This window comes from Streptomyces sp. NPDC002537, from assembly GCF_053594975.1.
Map to the genome: position 1 here is coordinate 13,695 of NZ_JBSFWT010000004.1, position 15,503 is coordinate 29,197.

The 15,503-nt window shown below is 73.2% G+C and carries 19 protein-coding genes; 14 read left to right on the top strand and 5 right to left on the bottom strand.

What is annotated here, in order from left to right; translation table 11 throughout:
• Positions 1-2: 2 nt before the first annotated feature.
• The 3 genes from ybaK to ACWD4A_RS02825 all read right to left on the bottom strand — a co-directional run bounded on the left by ybaK (position 3) and on the right by ACWD4A_RS02825 (position 3,206).
• Entirely contained in the window at positions 3-503 is a 501-nt protein-coding gene (ybaK, locus tag ACWD4A_RS02815; protein WP_451188514.1) for a Cys-tRNA(Pro) deacylase, read from the bottom strand.
• A 19-nt stretch (positions 504-522) separates the two neighbouring features.
• The gene (locus ACWD4A_RS02820) at positions 523-1,260 is read right to left on the bottom strand and encodes an LON peptidase substrate-binding domain-containing protein (RefSeq protein WP_451188517.1); all 738 of its coding nucleotides are present in this window, start codon (positions 1,258-1,260) and stop codon (positions 523-525) included.
• Between the two features lie 344 nt (positions 1,261-1,604).
• Entirely contained in the window at positions 1,605-3,206 is a 1,602-nt protein-coding gene (locus ACWD4A_RS02825; protein ID WP_451188519.1) for an oxidoreductase, read from the bottom strand.
• 163 nt (positions 3,207-3,369) lie between these two features.
• Here ACWD4A_RS02825 and hisD point away from each other — a divergent pair, with 163 nt between their 5' ends.
• From hisD to hisF, 8 genes are all read left to right on the top strand, one after another.
• A complete protein-coding gene (hisD, locus tag ACWD4A_RS02830; protein ID WP_451188522.1) occupies positions 3,370-4,689 on the top strand; it encodes a histidinol dehydrogenase in 1,320 nt (439 codons plus the stop codon).
• Positions 4,690-5,793 carry a histidinol-phosphate transaminase gene (locus ACWD4A_RS02835; RefSeq protein ID WP_451188525.1) on the top strand — a complete coding sequence of 368 codons (1,104 nt, stop codon included), beginning with the start codon at positions 4,690-4,692 and terminating at the stop codon, positions 5,791-5,793.
• Positions 5,790-6,383, top strand: coding sequence for an imidazoleglycerol-phosphate dehydratase HisB (gene hisB / locus ACWD4A_RS02840; protein ID WP_451188528.1), 594 nt, complete (start codon positions 5,790-5,792; stop codon positions 6,381-6,383). The genes ACWD4A_RS02835 and hisB overlap by 4 nt, the downstream gene beginning before the upstream one ends.
• Positions 6,380-6,544: a hypothetical protein gene (locus ACWD4A_RS02845; RefSeq protein ID WP_451188532.1), complete on the top strand. Its 165-nt coding sequence runs from the start codon at positions 6,380-6,382 to the stop codon at positions 6,542-6,544. The genes hisB and ACWD4A_RS02845 overlap by 4 nt, the downstream gene beginning before the upstream one ends.
• The gene (hisH, locus tag ACWD4A_RS02850) at positions 6,541-7,182 is read left to right on the top strand and encodes an imidazole glycerol phosphate synthase subunit HisH (protein ID WP_451188534.1); all 642 of its coding nucleotides are present in this window, start codon (positions 6,541-6,543) and stop codon (positions 7,180-7,182) included. Before ACWD4A_RS02845 ends, hisH begins: the two co-directional genes overlap by 4 nt.
• 70 nt (positions 7,183-7,252) lie before the next feature.
• Positions 7,253-7,981, top strand: a complete 729-nt coding sequence (gene priA, locus ACWD4A_RS02855; RefSeq protein WP_451188536.1) for a bifunctional 1-(5-phosphoribosyl)-5-((5-phosphoribosylamino)methylideneamino)imidazole-4-carboxamide isomerase/phosphoribosylanthranilate isomerase PriA — start codon at positions 7,253-7,255, stop codon at positions 7,979-7,981.
• Positions 7,978-8,379 (top strand): RidA family protein, encoded by a 402-nt coding sequence (locus ACWD4A_RS02860; RefSeq protein ID WP_451188538.1) that lies wholly within the window; start codon positions 7,978-7,980, stop codon positions 8,377-8,379. The genes priA and ACWD4A_RS02860 overlap by 4 nt, the downstream gene beginning before the upstream one ends.
• Positions 8,376-9,131, top strand: coding sequence for an imidazole glycerol phosphate synthase subunit HisF (hisF, locus tag ACWD4A_RS02865; protein ID WP_451188540.1), 756 nt, complete (start codon positions 8,376-8,378; stop codon positions 9,129-9,131). The genes ACWD4A_RS02860 and hisF overlap by 4 nt, the downstream gene beginning before the upstream one ends.
• A gap of 37 nt (positions 9,132-9,168) precedes the next feature.
• Here hisF and ACWD4A_RS02870 read toward each other — a convergent pair whose 3' ends face one another.
• Both ACWD4A_RS02870 and ACWD4A_RS02875 read right to left on the bottom strand, forming a co-directional pair.
• Positions 9,169-9,801 (bottom strand): TIGR03085 family metal-binding protein, encoded by a 633-nt coding sequence (locus ACWD4A_RS02870; protein ID WP_451188543.1) that lies wholly within the window; start codon positions 9,799-9,801, stop codon positions 9,169-9,171.
• Positions 9,802-9,847: 46 nt separating this feature from the next.
• Entirely contained in the window at positions 9,848-10,711 is an 864-nt protein-coding gene (locus ACWD4A_RS02875) for a hypothetical protein (protein WP_451188546.1), read from the bottom strand.
• A 165-nt stretch (positions 10,712-10,876) separates the two neighbouring features.
• Here ACWD4A_RS02875 and hisI point away from each other — a divergent pair, with 165 nt between their 5' ends.
• The 6 genes from hisI (at position 10,877) to trpC (ending at position 15,498) form a co-directional block, all read left to right on the top strand.
• A complete protein-coding gene (gene hisI / locus ACWD4A_RS02880; RefSeq protein ID WP_451188549.1) occupies positions 10,877-11,254 on the top strand; it encodes a phosphoribosyl-AMP cyclohydrolase in 378 nt (125 codons plus the stop codon).
• A gap of 11 nt (positions 11,255-11,265) precedes the next feature.
• Positions 11,266-12,807, top strand: coding sequence for an anthranilate synthase component I (locus ACWD4A_RS02885; protein WP_451188552.1), 1,542 nt, complete (start codon positions 11,266-11,268; stop codon positions 12,805-12,807).
• Positions 12,808-12,887: 80 nt separating this feature from the next.
• Positions 12,888-13,568 (top strand): TIGR02234 family membrane protein, encoded by a 681-nt coding sequence (locus ACWD4A_RS02890; protein ID WP_451188554.1) that lies wholly within the window; start codon positions 12,888-12,890, stop codon positions 13,566-13,568.
• Between the two features lie 138 nt (positions 13,569-13,706).
• Complete coding sequence (locus ACWD4A_RS02895) at positions 13,707-13,937, top strand: HGxxPAAW family protein (protein ID WP_451188557.1); 231 nt, start codon at positions 13,707-13,709, stop codon at positions 13,935-13,937.
• A gap of 99 nt (positions 13,938-14,036) precedes the next feature.
• Complete coding sequence (locus ACWD4A_RS02900) at positions 14,037-14,444, top strand: DUF2752 domain-containing protein (protein WP_451188560.1); 408 nt, start codon at positions 14,037-14,039, stop codon at positions 14,442-14,444.
• Between the two features lie 244 nt (positions 14,445-14,688).
• Positions 14,689-15,498, top strand: a complete 810-nt coding sequence (gene trpC / locus ACWD4A_RS02905; protein WP_451188563.1) for an indole-3-glycerol phosphate synthase TrpC — start codon at positions 14,689-14,691, stop codon at positions 15,496-15,498.
• The last annotated feature ends 5 nt before the right edge of the window (positions 15,499-15,503 follow it).

A 15,503-nucleotide genomic window follows, 5' to 3' on the forward strand; every position in this document is an offset into this window, starting at 1 on the left:
TCCTAGCCCCGGGCGATCGGGGCGACGACCGCGTCCGTCAGGGCGGCCAGGTCCGCGGGGGCCAGCTCGACCTCCAGGCCGCGGCGCCCCGCCGAGACGCAGATGGTGGTGTGGTCGCGCGCCGAGACGTCCAGCGCCGTCGGCAGCCGCCTGCGCTGCCCGAGCGGCGAGATCCCGCCGCGCACATACCCCGTCGAGCGCTCGGCCGCCGCCGGATCGGCCATCGCCGCCCGCTTGCCGCCCACCGCAGCCGCCAGCGCCTTGAGGTCCAGCGAACCGGACACCGGGACGACGGCCACGGTCAGCGCCCCGTCCACCTCCGCCACCAGCGTCTTGAAAACCTGCCGGGGGTCGACGCCCAGCGCCTCGGCGGCCTCCTCGCCGTACGAGGCGGCGGCCGGATCGTGCTCGTACGCGTGCACCGAGAACGGCGTGCCCGCCTTCTCCAGGACGACGACCGCCGGGGTGGCGGCGGACTGCTGCGCCTTCTTCGTTCTCTTCACCGTGCCCTCCCGGGCGGGCTCAGTTGGGACTGGTCGGCTGCTGCGTGAAGTCCGCGGCGGGCAGCGACGGGAGCTTACTGATCAACGCGGTCTCGGCGCGCAGCATTTTCAGCTCCTCCGCCAGCCTGCTCGCCGTGTCGGGGGCCTGGAGCAGCCGCTGCTTCGCGGGAGTGTCCAGCATCGCCGTGGCCGCGACCAGGTAGGACAGCACGGACGGCTCCCCGGGCAGATCCGCCTGCCCGGCCAGGGACCGCTCCGTCGCGCCCGCCAGCCGCTTCTGGTACGCGCGGAACGCCCGGACCACCCCGGACGCCAGCGCGCCCGCACCCTCGCCCTGCTCCTCCTTCAGATACTCCACCTCGCCGACCAGGTACGGGCCCGAGGTGTCGACGGACAGCAGCCGGAAGCGGCTGGTCCCGGAGGAGAGGACCTCGTACGTGCCGTTCGCCCGCTCGCGGATCGTCGCGGCCTCCGCCGCGCAGCCCACCAGGTGGAACGCCCGCATCGGGTCGGCGCCGAAGCCCGACGCCGGGCCGGGCTCCGGGCGGGCCCCCTCGGGCAGGCCCGGGGCGGTGGGCGCGACCTCGTGGCCGTCGCGGATGGCGACGACGCCGAACCGGCGCGGCTCCTCCTCGGGCAGCGCCGACAGATCGCGCATCAAGGCGCGGTAGCGCTGCTCGAAGACGTTCAGCGGGAGCACGAGGCCGGGGAACAGCACCGAGTTGAGGGGGAAGAGGGGGAGGCGAGCGGTGGTCACAGCCGGTAAGCCTAATGGCCTGGGCGGCCGGCTGGTCGGGTTCTTCCTCAGCCCCCACTTTGTCTGCGGCACCTGCCGGGGCTGCGCCCCGGGCCCGCAACACGGCTTCGCCGCGTTGTCCTCAAACGCCGGACGGGCTGAATTTCATGGACCGTGGCACTTCGACCTGCGGCCCGCAGACTGCGGACTGAGCCCGTACAACCAGCCCGTTGCAGGTTGCAGACTGCAGCCGGCAAATCCAGCCCGTCCGGCGATTGAGGACGCGGCCGCAGGCCGCTCCCGCCGCAGGCGGCAGACGGCCCGCAGTCGGGATGCCGGGCGCAGCCCCCGCCGCCCCCGGCCGGCTACTGCCGGCTCAGCAGGCGGGTGGCCCCCGCCGCCACCGTGGTGGCCAGGATCCAGCCGAGGATTGTCAAGGCCGCCACCACCCACTGCGTCACCCCCGTGGGGCGCCACGCCTGGCCCTGGCCCAGGTCGACGAGCGGCACCAGGAGATCCAGCGAGTAGAGGGCCGGATTCCACGCCGGGCTCTCGTGTTCCTTCAGCGGCTCCAGCCGGTGGTGCGAGAAATAGACCGTCGCCGCCGCCCACAGCACCGCCATCCACACCGCCGCCCGCCCCGGCCGGTAGCCGTACGCCACCATCCAGTCCTGGAGGTAGCCCCACGACTTGCCCGCCAGCGGCAGCGTCTCCCGGCGGCGCCGCTGCTTGGCCAGCAGCACCTCGCGCGCCTCGGCGTCCTCGCCGCTCCCGCGCAGGGCGCCCGCCAGCCGCTCGTACGGCTCCGGCGCGTACTCCGGGGTCGCGGCCGCCACCCACTCCAGCCGTCTTTCCAGCGGGAAGTGGCCCATGGGTATCAGGTTCTCGTAGGAGAAACCGGCCATGACCAGGCCGCCGGGCCCCGGCCAACTGTCCGCGCGGTCGACCAGGTTGACGACCCGGGCCCCCGACAGGACGACCCGCCCGCGCTGCGCCCACTCCCCGAGGAACCGCAGCTCGGGCGTCTGGATCCGGCGCAGCGACAGCTCCTGGTCCGCCTCCATGACGAAGCGGGCCTGGCTGAGGTCCACCGCGTCACCGAACCGCCCGTCGTCCAGCCGCGCCCCGCCCTGGCACTCGAAGCGCTGCACGCGGGTGCCGCGCTCGGGGGTGGTGGCGATGCCGTACGGGGGAGTGAAGCCGCTGGCGAAGGCGGCGCTGGCATAGCCCGCCGACGTCAGATAGAGGGTGCGCTCGACCGTGAGCTGCGGGGCGTTGAGCGCGCGCCGCCCGTACGGATTGCTGAGGGTGCTGCCGCGCAGGCTGAACGAGACCCCTATGGTCGCGCCGCGCATGCTCAGCTCGCCGTACGAGCGCATCAGCTCCGCCTGCACGTCCTGGCCGACGGTCATCCCGTCGGCGGCGATCGACAGGCCGCGCCGGTCCCGCCGGACCACCAGCTGGTTGAGGAGCAGATCCGTCCCTATGTGGGCGTCGGTCAGCCGGATGCCGTTCTGCACGACACAGCGCGGCAGGTGCAGATCGCCCTCGGTCCGCAGCCGGGCCGCCTCCAGCCGGGGGAGGACGCAGCCGACCAGCCGCAGACTGGTGAAGTGGCTCTCCGGGAGCAGCACCTGATGGTCGAAGCGGCAGTTCTGCAGCTCCACATAGGGACCGACCTTCCCGCCCGACAGGTCGAGCGTGCCGGTGATCCGCGCGCCGTTGAGCTTGAGGGCGGACACCCGGCCCGGCTGCGCGGGCGGCCCGTCCAGCAGGAGCAGGGCGACGACCCGGGCGCGCACGCTGCGCTCCGGGCCCCAGGGGTGCGGGCCGCCGGGGTCGTTCCGATCGGGGTCGGCCGCCCGCAGATCGTGGGTGCCGCCCCTGCGGAACGCCTGCCACATCCCCCATTCGGCCGCCGTGAGATCCAGCCCGGCGGGCGGTCCCCCCTCGTGTACCTCGGTCACGGAACGTGCCCCCTCCCGTCACGCATACCTCGCGCTACCGTCCCCATTCCCGCCACGTGACCGATTGAACACTCATAGTGAGAACGTGCTGTCGGTCCGCGGCGCGTATCACCGGTTGGTACAGGGAGCCGTGTGCCGGGACGGGTCTGAGACAATTGACCCTGTGATCTCCCGAATCGATCTGCGTGGTGCCGTCGCCTCCGACGCCGGCATCGACCGCGACCTGCTGCCCCGAGCCGAACTCGACGTCGAGGCCGCCCTGGAGAAGGTGCGGCCCATCTGCGAGGACGTGCATCATCGCGGCACCGCGGCCCTGATCGACTACGCGGAGCGGTTCGACGGCGTCACGATCGACCGGGTGCGGGTCGCGCCCGAGGCGATCACCGCCGCGCTGGAGGCCCTGGACCCGGCCGTCCGGGCCGCGCTGGAGGAGTCCATCCGCCGCGCCCGCCTCGTCCACCGCGAGCAGCGCCGCACCGACAAGACTGTCAAGGTCGTGCCCGGCGGCACGGTCACCGAGCGCTGGGTCCCCGTCGAGCGCGTCGGGCTCTATGTGCCGGGCGGCCGCTCGGTCTACCCCTCGTCCGTGGTCATGAACGTGGTCCCCGCCCAGGAGGCGGGTGTCGCCTCCATGGCCGTCGCCTCCCCGCCGCAGGCCGACTTCGGCGGCCTGCCCCACCCCACGATCCTGGCCGCCTGCGCGCTGCTCGGCGTCGACGAGGTCTACGCCGCCGGCGGGGCACAGGCCATCGCCATGTTCGCCTACGGCACCGAGGAGTGCCGCCCGGTCAACATGGTCACCGGCCCCGGCAACATCTGGGTCGCCGCCGCCAAGCGGTTCCTCAAGGGCCGCATCGGCATCGACGCCGAGGCGGGCCCCACCGAGATCGCGATCCTCGCGGACCGCACCGCCGACCCGGTGCACGTCGCCGCCGACCTCATCAGCCAGGCGGAGCACGACCCGCTGGCCGCCGCGGTGCTCGTCACCGACTCCGAGGAACTGGCGAAGGCCGTCGAGAAGGAGCTCGAGACCCAGGTCGCCGCCACCAGGCACATCGAGGACCGGATCGTCCCCGCCCTCGCCGGCCGCCAGTCCGGCATCGTGCTCGTCGACGACCTCGAACAGGGCCTCGCCGTCGTGGACGCCTACGGCGCCGAACACCTGGAGATCCAGACCGAGAACGCCGCCGAGGTCGCCGCCCGCGTCCGCAACGCCGGAGCGATCTTCGTCGGCGCCTACGCCCCGGTCTCCCTCGGCGACTACTGCGCGGGCTCCAACCACGTGCTGCCCACCGGCGGCTGCGCCTGTCACTCCTCCGGTCTCTCGGTCCAGTCCTTCCTGCGCGGTATCCACGTCGTGGACTACACCCGCGACGCCCTCGCCGAGGTCGCCCACCACGTGGTCACCCTCGCCGAGGCGGAGGACCTGCCCGCACACGGCGCCGCAATCAAGGCGAGGTTCGATTGGAAGGTGCCGAAGTAAGTGACCGGCATCGACGATCTCCCCATCCGGGACGAGCTGCGCGGCAAGTCCCCGTACGGAGCGCCCCAGCTCGACGTGCCCGTACGCCTGAACACCAACGAGAACCCGTACCCGCTGCCCGAGCCCCTCGTCGCCCGCATCGCCGAGCGCGTCGCCGAGGCCGCCCGGCACCTCAACCGCTACCCCGACCGGGACGCGGTCGAGCTCCGCACCGAGCTCGCCCGCTACCTCACCCGCACCACGGGCCACGAGGTCACCGGGGCCGGCGTCTGGGCCGCCAACGGCTCCAACGAGGTCCTCCAGCAGCTGCTGCAGGCCTTCGGCGGACCGGGCCGCACCGCGATGGGCTTCGAGCCCTCGTACTCCATGCACGCCCTGATCTCCCGCGGCACCGGCACCGGCTGGCTGTCCGGCCCCCGCCGCGAGGACTTCACCATCGACGTCGACGCGGCCGTCGAGGCCATCGGCGAGCACCGGCCCCACGTGGTCTTCATCTGCTCCCCGAACAACCCCACCGGCACGGCCGTCGAGGCGGACACCGTCCTGCGGATCCACGAGGCCGCCCAGGCCGCCAGGCCGTCCCTGGTGGTCGTGGACGAGGCGTACGGCGAGTTCAGCCACCGCCCCTCGCTGCTGCCGCTCATCGAGGGCCGCGCCAACCTCGTGGTCTCCCGCACCATGTCCAAGGCGTTCGGCGCCGCCGGGCTGCGGCTGGGCTACCTGGCCGCGCACCCCGCCGTGGTCGACGCCGTGCAGCTCGTACGGCTGCCCTACCACCTGTCCTCCGTCACCCAGGCCACCGCCCTCGCGGCCCTGGAGCACACGGACACGCTCCTCGGCTACGTCGAACAGCTCAAGCAGGAGCGCGACCGCATCGTCACCGAGCTGCGCGCGATGGGCTGCGAGGTGACGGAGTCCGACGCCAACTTCGTCCAGTTCGGCCGGTTCGCGGACAGCCACGCCACCTGGCGGGCCATCCTCGACCACGGCGTCCTGGTCCGGGACAACGGCGTACCGGGACGGCTGCGCGTCACCGCGGGCACCCCGGCGGAGAACGACGCGTTCCTCGACGCGGTACGCGCAGTACTGAAGGAGAACCAATGAACCGCGTGGGCCGCATCGAGCGCACCACCAAGGAGACGTCCGTCCTGGTCGAGATAGACCTCGACGGCACCGGGCAGGTCGACGTGTCGACCGGCGTCGGCTTCTACGACCACATGCTCGACCAGCTCGGGCGCCACGGTCTCTTCGACCTCACCGTCAAGACCGACGGCGACCTGCACATCGACAGCCACCACACCATCGAGGACACCGCCCTCGCGCTCGGCGCCGCCTTCAAGCAGGCCCTCGGCGACAAGGTCGGCATCTACCGCTTCGGCAACTGCACCGTGCCCCTGGACGAGTCCCTCGCCCAGGTCACCGTCGACCTCTCCGGCCGCCCCTACCTCGTGCACACCGAGCCCGAGAACATGGCGCCCATGATCGGCGCCTACGACACGACGATGACCCGGCACATCCTGGAGTCCTTCGTCGCACAGGCGCAGATCGCCCTGCACGTCCACGTCCCGTACGGGCGCAACGCCCACCACATCGTCGAGTGCCAGTTCAAGGCCCTCGCCCGCGCGCTGCGCTACGCCTCGGAACGCGACCCGCGCGCCGCCGGGATCCTTCCCTCCACGAAGGGTGCGCTGTGAACAGCCTGTCCACCATCCTGATCGTCGTCGGCCTCTTCCTCCTCGGCGGCGTCATCTCCTTCGCCAAGCAGGGCTTCCCCAAGGGCGTGCTCGTCCTGCTCGGCATCGGCAGCGCGATGTGCCTCGTCGCCGGGATCATGCGCCTGGGGGTCTGGGCATGAGCGACCGCAAGAAGGTCGTCGTCTTCGACTACGGCTTCGGCAACGTGCGCTCCGCCGAGCGCGCCCTCGCCCACGTCGGCGCGGACGTCGAGATCACCGGCGACTACGACAAGGCCATGAACGCCGACGGACTCCTCGTCCCCGGCGTCGGCGCCTTCGCGGCCTGCATGAAGGGCCTGCGCGCCGCCCGCGGCGACTGGGTCGTCGGCCGCCGCCTCTCCGGCGGCCGCCCCGTCATGGGCATCTGCGTCGGCATGCAGATCCTCTTCGAGCGCGGCATCGAGCACGGCGTCGAGACCGAGGGCCTCGACGAGTGGCCCGGCACCGTCGAACCGCTCAAGGCGCCCGTCGTCCCGCACATGGGCTGGAACACCGTCACCCCCGCCGAGGGCTCCCGGCTCTTCGCGGGCCTCGACGCCGGCACCCGCTACTACTTCGTGCACTCCTACGCGGTGCGCGAGTGGGGCCTGGAGGTCGGCAACCCCAACATCCGCGCCCCCAAGGTCACCTGGGCCACCCACGGCGAGCCCTTCGTCGCCGCCGTGGAGAACGGCCCGCTGTCCGCCACCCAGTTCCACCCCGAGAAGTCCGGCGACGCCGGCGCCGTCCTGCTCCGCAACTGGCTCGGCACGCTGTGACCGGCCGCCCCGGCGCCACGCCCCCCGCCGCGCCGGGACCCGGCACCCTTCCTCACCTTAAGGTCCCCCTATGACCCACCGCCTCGAACTGCTCCCCGCCGTCGACGTCCGTTACGGCCAGGCCGTCCGGCTCGTCCACGGCGCGTCCGGCTCCGAGACGTCCTACGGCGACCCGCTCTCCGCCGCCCTCGCCTGGCAGCGCGCCGGTGCCGAATGGCTGCACCTCGTGGACCTCGACGCCGCCTTCGGCACCGGGGACAACCGCTCCCAGGTCGCCGAGGTCGTCCGCTCCATGGACATCAAGGTCGAGCTGTCCGGCGGCATCCGCGACGACGCCTCGCTCGCCGCCGCCCTCGCCACCGGCTGCACCCGCGTCAACCTCGGCACCGCCGCCCTGGAGACCCCCGAGTGGGTCGCCAAGGCCATCGCCGAGCACGGCGACCGCATCGCGGTCGGCCTGGACGTCCAGGGCACCACCCTCCGCGGCCGCGGCTGGACCCGCGACGGCGGCGACCTCTACGAGACCCTCGCCCGCCTGGACGCCGAGGGCTGCGCCCGCTACGTCGTCACCGACATCGCCAAGGACGGCACCCTCCAGGGCCCCAACCTGGAGCTGCTGAAGAACGTCTGCGCCGCCACCGACCGGCCGGTAGTCGCCTCCGGTGGCGTCTCCTCCCTTGACGATCTGCGGGCGATCGCCAACCTGGTACCGGAGGGTGTCGAAGGCGCCATCGTGGGCAAGGCCCTCTACGCCAAGGCGTTCACCCTGGAAGAAGCCCTGGAGGCTGTGTCCGTATGAGCGAAGCCGTGCAGCGGGTGCAGAGCGACAGTCCCTGGGAAGAGACGTTCGGTTGTGCGCGCGCTGTCGCGGCAGGGGACCGGGTGCTGGTGGCCGGAACCCTGCCGTTCAACGGCTCCGTGCTGCACGGCGAGGGCGATCCGTACGAACAGGCCAAAGCGGCCTTCGGGAACGCCCTCGCCGCCCTGGAGGAGTTCGGCCTCGGCCCCGAGTCCGTCCTCCGCACCCGGATGTACCTGACCCACGCGCGGGACGTCGACGCGGTCGGCCGCGCCCACAAGGAGTTCTTCGACGCCGTGCGGCCCGTGGCGACCCTGGTGGTCGTCTCCGGGTTCGCCGACTCGCGCGTGCTGGTCGAAGTAGAAGTAGAAGCGTACCGAGGAGCAACGAGCACATGACCCTGGCGGTCCGAGTCATCCCCTGCCTGGACGTCGACAACGGCCGGGTCGTCAAGGGCGTCAACTTCCAGAACCTGCGCGACGCCGGCGACCCCGTCGAAATGGCCAGGATCTATGGCCAGGAGGGCGCCGACGAGCTGACGTTCCTCGACATCACCGCCTCCTCCGGCGACCGCGAGACCACCTACGACGTGGTGCGCCGCACCGCCGAGCAGGTCTTCATCCCGCTGACCGTGGGCGGCGGCGTCCGCACCGCGGGCGACGTCGACAAGCTGCTGCGCGCCGGCGCCGACAAGGTCGGCGTCAACACCGCGGCCATCGCCCGGCCCGAGCTCATCCAGGAGATCGCCGAGCGCTTCGGCCGCCAGGTGCTCGTCCTGTCCGTCGACGCCCGGCGCACCCCGGGCGGCTCCTTCGAGGTCACCACGCACGGCGGCCGCCGCGGCACCGGCATCGACGCCGTCGAGTGGGCCCATCGCGCGGCGGAACTGGGCGCGGGCGAGATCCTCCTGAACTCCATGGACGCGGACGGCACCAAGGACGGCTACGACACGGAGATGATCGCCGCGGTGCGCGAGCACGTCTCCGTGCCGGTGATCGCGAGCGGCGGCGCGGGCCGCCTGGAGCACTTCGCCCCGGCGGTGGCCGCGGGCGCCGACGCCGTGCTCGCCGCCTCCGTCTTCCACTTCGGCGACCTGAAGATCGCCGAAGTGAAGCGCACGCTGCGCGACGCGGGCCACCCCGTCCGCTGACCTCCGGCCCCGGCCCTCCGGGGCCGGGGCCGCAGTACTAGAGCCCGAGCTCCGCCTGCCGGGCCTTCGCGACGGCGTTCTCGTCGCCCTCCAGCTCCACCCGTGCCGCCGTCTGCCGCCCGAACGCGAACAGCGTCAGCTCTCCGGGCCCACCCGTCACGGTCACCACGGGCGCGCCCCGGCGCGCCACCGCCGTACGACCGTCGGGCCGCCGCAGCACCAGGCCCACCGGGGACTTCCGGCCGAGCATCCGGGCCACCCGCTCCAGCCGCGCCCACAGCGCGTCCGCGAACACCGGGTCCAGCTCGCGGGGCGTCCAGTCCGGCTGGGCACGCCGCACGTCCTCCGTGTGCACGAAGAACTCGACGGTGTTGGCGGCCTCGTCGACCTGCTTGAGGGCGTACGGCGACAGCCGCGGCGGCCCCGTGCGGATGAGCTGGAGCAGCTCCTCGTACGGCTTGGCGGCGAACTCCGCCTGCACCCGCTCCAGCCGCGGGGCCAGGGCCTTGATCAGCAGCCCGGCCGCCGCGTCGGAGCGCCGCTCCCGCACGACGACGTGGGCCGCGAGATCACGGGCCTGCCAGCCGCCGCAGAGCGTCGGGGCGCCGGGGCCCACGGTCTCCAACAGGTCGGCGAGGAGCAGACGTTCGCGCTGCGCATGGGTCGACATACGGCAACCCTACGTCCGCGGCCCCGGCGCCGGAGGCGGAAACCCCCTAGTCCGGCAGCGCCTCCGACAGCTTCGCCCCTCCGGGCGTGATGCTGCGCGTGATGCTGCAGGTGATCTGGTCCTGCCCGCGGTCGTACGTCCGCTTGGCCGGATACAGCACGTACGAGTAGTAGGTACGGCCGTCGGATATGGAGCCCACGCGCTTCTGCGCAGCGGGCTCGCACAGGCCCTTCGCCTTGTCCTGGATCGCCTGCTCGGTGTCGAAGGAGCCCGACAGGGTCGCGTTGGATATCACCTCGCCGTCGTGCGTGCCGCCGCACGACCGCTTGGTCACCACCGAGATGCCGCTGCTCAGGCTCGGGTGGTCGAAGCACTCGCCGGGCTTGAGCACCACGTACGGCACCTGCTGCGGGTCACCGGGCGACGGCTCGTCCGCGTCGGAGGGCGTCGCGGCCGGGTCGTCACCGGGCTCGGTGGCCTCCACGGTCGGTGTCGCCGACGGGCTCGGCGAGCCCTTCCGCGCGGTCGACTTGTGGTCGCCCTTGGCGGTGAGGACGAGACCGCCGACGACCAGGCCCGCCACCAGCACGGCGGCGACCACGATCGCGGCCACCTTCGCGCCGTTGCCCCCCGACGGCGGGGGAGGCGGCGGCATCGGCGGCGCGAACTGCTGCCCGTACTGCTGCCCGTACTGCTGTCCGTGCTGGCCGAAACCCTGCTGCTGCCCGTACCCCTGGGCGCCCTGCGGCAGACCGTAGGGCTGCTGCCCGAAAGGCTGCCCGTAAGGCTGCGCGGGCGGCTGGGCCGGCGGCTGGGCAGGGGGCCCGGCCGGCGGGCCGAACGCCTGGGGCGGGCCGAACCCACCGCTGTCGCTGGGCGGTTCCGGGGAGTTCGGCGGCGGAGTGGTCATGGTCGAAGCATGCCGTACGCCACTGACAGCCCGACCGCCGGGATCCTGATCGGGTCATGACCAGCCGCCCCGGCCGTCACCCCACCGGTCACCCCACCCGTCCCCCCGGCCACCACCCGCACCGCCCGGCCCCGGCACCCCGCCCGTGGCGGCAGAATGGACACCATGACCGGCACCACTCGCCCCGCCCCCGGGACCACCGACCTCGACCCCGCCATCGCCGCCCGCCTCAAGCGCAGCGCCGACGGACTGGTCCCCGCCATCGCCCAGCAGTACGACACCGGCGAGGTCCTCATGCTCGGCTGGATGGACGACGAGGCCCTCCACCGCACCCTCACCACCGGCCGCTGCACCTACTGGAGCCGCAGCCGCCACGAGTACTGGGTCAAGGGCGACACTTCCGGCCACGTGCAGCACGTCAAGTCCGTGGCCCTGGACTGCGACGGCGACACCCTGCTCGTCAAGGTCGACCAGACCGGCGCCGCCTGCCACACGGGCGACCGCACCTGCTTCGATGCGGATGTCCTGCCCCTGGGCCAGTAGGCTCCGCTGCCATGGCTGCCACCACCATGAGTGACATCGCGCCCGACGCCGACACGTTCCGCACGCTCGCGAAGGACCGCAGGGTCATCCCGGTCACCAGGCGGTTCCTCGCCGACGGGGACACCCCCGTCGGCCTGTACCGCAAACTCGCCGCCGAGCGCCCCGGCACCTTCCTGCTGGAGTCCGCCGAGAACGGCCGCACCTGGTCCCGCTACTCCTTCGTCGGCGTCCGCAGCGCCGCCACCCTCACCGTCCGCGACGGGCGGACCCACTGGCTCGGCACCCCGCCCGTGGGCGTCCCCACCGACGGCGACCCGCTGGAGGCGCTGCGCGCCACCGTGGCCGCCCTGCACACCCCGCGCGACCTCATAGAGGGCACCGGGCTGCCGCCCTTCACCGGCGGCATGGTGGGCTACCTCGGCTACGACATCGTCCGCCGCCTGGAGCGGATCGGCGAGCACGGCGACGACACCCTGGGCCTGCCCGAGCTGACCATGCTCCTCACCTCGGACCTCGCCGTCCTCGACCACTGGAACGGCACGGTCCTGCTGATCGCCAACGCGATCAACCACAACGACCTCGACACCGGCATCGACGAGGCCTACGCCGACGCCGTCGCCCGCCTCGACGCGATGGCCGCCGACCTCCGCCGCCCGGTCCCCACCGACCCCACCGCCCTGCCGCCCTCCGAACTCCCCGAGTACACCGCGCGCTGGGGCGGCCCCGACTACATGGCGGCCGTCGACGACATCAAGGAGCGCATCCGCGCGGGCGAGGCCTTCCAGGTCGTGCCCTCCCAGCGGTTCGAGACCCCCTGCACCGCCTCCGCGCTCGACGTCTACCGCGTGCTGCGGGCCACCAACCCCAGCCCGTACATGTACCTGATGCGGTTCCCCCACGGGGAGGGCGGCGCCTTCGACGTCGTCGGCTCCAGCCCCGAGGCCCTCGTCAAGGTCGAGGACGGGCGGGCCATGGTGCACCCGATCGCCGGGACGCGCCCGCGCGGCGCCACGCCGCAGGCCGACGCCGCCCTCGCCGAGGAACTGCTGGCCGACCCCAAGGAGCGCGCCGAGCACCTCATGCTCGTCGACCTCGGGCGCAACGACCTCGGCAGGGTCTGCGAGCCCGGCAGCGTGGAGGTCGTCGACTTCATGTCGGTCGAGCGCTACAGCCACGTGATGCACATCGTCTCCACCGTCACCGGCCGCCTCGCCCCCGGCCGCACCGCCTTCGACGTGCTCACCGCCTGCTTCCCCGCGGGCACCCTCTCCGGCGCGCCCAAGCCCCGCGCCATGCAGATCATCGAGGAACTGGAGCCCGCCCGCCGGGGCCTGTACGGCGGCTGCGTCGGCTACCTCGACTTCGCGGGGGACTCCGACACCGCCATCGCCATCCGCACCGCGGTGCTCCGGGACGACACCGCGTACATCCAGGCGGGCGCCGGCGTCGTCGCCGACTCCGACCCCGCCGCCGAGGACGCGGAGTGCCGCAACAAGGCCGCCGCCGTACTCCGCGCGGTGCACTCCGCCAACCGGCTCGCACCCCGGCCCTGACACCGGGTCCGGGCACCCGGGGAGCCCCTGGAGGGGACCCCCGGGCGCCCGGCCGGGCAACACACGAGATAGTGGTAACCGTGAGCGCAGCCGTACCCCACCCCCGTCCCCACGCCGAGCCCGCCCCCCGCGCCGGTGGCGCCCGGCGGCGCAGCGTCGGCGCCGCCCTGCTGTCCGGCGCGGCCGGAGCCGCGCTCGTCCTCCTCGCCGGGGGCCGCACCTGGGCGGAGGGCACGGCCGCGGCCGACATCGCCCAGAGCGCCGTCTCGAAGACCGTCAGCGGCCAGGACGTCAGCGGCCTGCCCGGCGCGCTGGCCGTCGTCGGCCTCGCCACGCTCGTCGCCGTCTTCGCCGTCCGCGGCGTCTGGCGCACCGTGGTCGCCGCCGTCCTCGCCCTCTGCGGCGCGGGCGTCGTGGCCGGTGCCCTCGCCGGCGCCGACGACACCTCCGCACTGGAGGAGAAGGCCGCCAAGGCACAGGGCCTCACCAGCGCCGCCGTCGGCCACGTCACCCACACCCCCTGGCCGTGGGTCGCCCTCGCGGGCGGTGTGCTGCTGTTCCTCGCCGGGCTGCTCGCCCTGCGCTACGGCAAGCACTGGCCCGCGATGTCCGGCCGGTACGAGCGCGACGGCACCCCCCGCCCGCGCCGCCCCCGCACGGCCACCGACCCCGAGCGCCCCGAGGAGCTGTGGAAGGCCCTCGACCGGGGCGAGGACCCCACCGGCGGACCCGACGGGCAGCACGGTGGCACATCCCGGTGACCGACCGGGAGACCGGGCCCGGCGGACGGCCGGGAACACGCCCCACCCCCAACTCAAGGCACCCCCGGGCGTCGGGGACAATGACCATGAGCGTTCTCCGCGCCCGCGGGCGCGCCACAGCAACGAGGAGTCATAGTCATGGCGGGTAGCAGCCACGGACACACCCCGGCCGCCTGGACCGGTGTCATCATTTCCTTCATCGGCTTCTGCGTCGGCGGCGCGTTCATGGTGGCGGCCAAGCCGGTCGGCTTCTGGGCCGGCATCGTCATCATCCTGCTGGGCGGCGTCGTCGGCGGCATCATGCGCCTGATGGGCCTGGGCTCGGAGCCCAAGCGCGGCGCCAAGGCCCGGCCGCAGACCCAGAGCTGAGCCACCCGCTCGCCGCAAAGACGCGGCCCCGGGCCCGTACGGACGCAACACGTCGGCCCTGAGCTGCGCCTTCACGCTCTCCGGCGGACACTTCGAGGTGTGCAGAACAACCTCGCGCGCCGCCTCGCCGCTCCCCTCGGTGTCGCCGCCGGGGTCGGGGCGGCTTTCGCGTACGTCGGGGCCGTCGACCCCAACCGGCCCGGCCACTATCCCGCCTGCCCGCTGCTGCGCTGGACGGGGATCTACTGCCCGGGGTGCGGAGGGCTGCGGGGCACGCACGCGCTGGCGCACGGCGACCTCGGCGCGGCGCTGGGGGCCAACGCGCTCGCCGTCGCCGGCTACGCGGGGTTCCTCGTCCTGTGGATCGCGTGGGTGAGCGGGGCCTTCCGGGGCCGGAGCGGCCTGCGGCTCGCCCTGCGGGCGGGGCACTGGTGGGCGCTGGGGGCACTGATCCTGGTGTTCACCGTGGTACGGAACCTGCAGTGCGGTTCGCTGCTGGTGCCCTAGGCGGCTCCGGGGGAAGGTGGGGTTGATCACGGTTCGGAGCGGGGCCGGGCGGGGGAATGTTCTCCGGGGGCGCCGCTCGCATGACGGGACCGGCGTCAACCGGATGCGAGACCTTCGCCCTCCGGCAAGTACCATCACCATGCCTGGTGAAGCACTTTTTGATGGACCGGCCCGACGCGTCAGCCTGTTGCGCCGGCCTGCAGCACCAGCCCAGACCATCCGAGTCCGGAAGGGGGCCGCTCGCGTGAGTGTGCTCGACGAGATCATCGACGGAGTCCGTGCCGACCTCGCGGAGCGGCAGGCGCGCGTCGGCCTCGACGAGCTCAAGGAGCGCGCCGCGAAGGCCCCGCAGGCCAAGGACGGGGTCGCCGCCCTCCGTGGCGAGAACGTCAGCGTGATCTGCGAGGTCAAGCGCTCCAGCCCCTCCAAGGGCGCGCTCGCCGCGATCGCCGACCCCGCCGGGCTCGCCGCGGACTACGAGGCGGGCGGCGCCGCCGTCATCAGCGTGCTCACCGAGCAGCGCCGCTTCGGCGGCTCCCTCGCCGACCTGGAGGCCGTCCGGGCCAAGGTCGACATCCCGGTGCTCCGCAAGGACTTCATCGTCACCGCCTACCAGCTGTGGGAGGCCCGCGCCTACGGCGCCGACCTGGCCCTGCTGATCGTCGCCGCCCTGGAGCAGGAGGCCCTGGTCTCCCTCATCGAGCGCGCCGAGTCCATCGGCCTCACCCCCCTCGTCGAGGTGCACGACGAGGAGGAGGTGCAGCGCGCGGTCGACGCCGGGGCCCGGATCATCGGCGTCAACGCCCGCAACCTCAAGACCCTCGAGGTGGACCGGGGCAACTTCGCCCGGGTCGCGCCCGAGATCCCGGACCACATCATCAAGATTGCCGAGTCCGGTGTCCGCGGCCCGCACGACCTCATCGCCTACGCGAACGACGGCGCCGACGCCGTGCTCGTCGGCGAGTCCCTGGTGACCGGCCGCGACCCCAAGGGCGCGGTGGCCGACCTGGTGGCGGCGGGCGCCCACCCGGCCCTGCGGCACGGACGGGGCTGACGCCC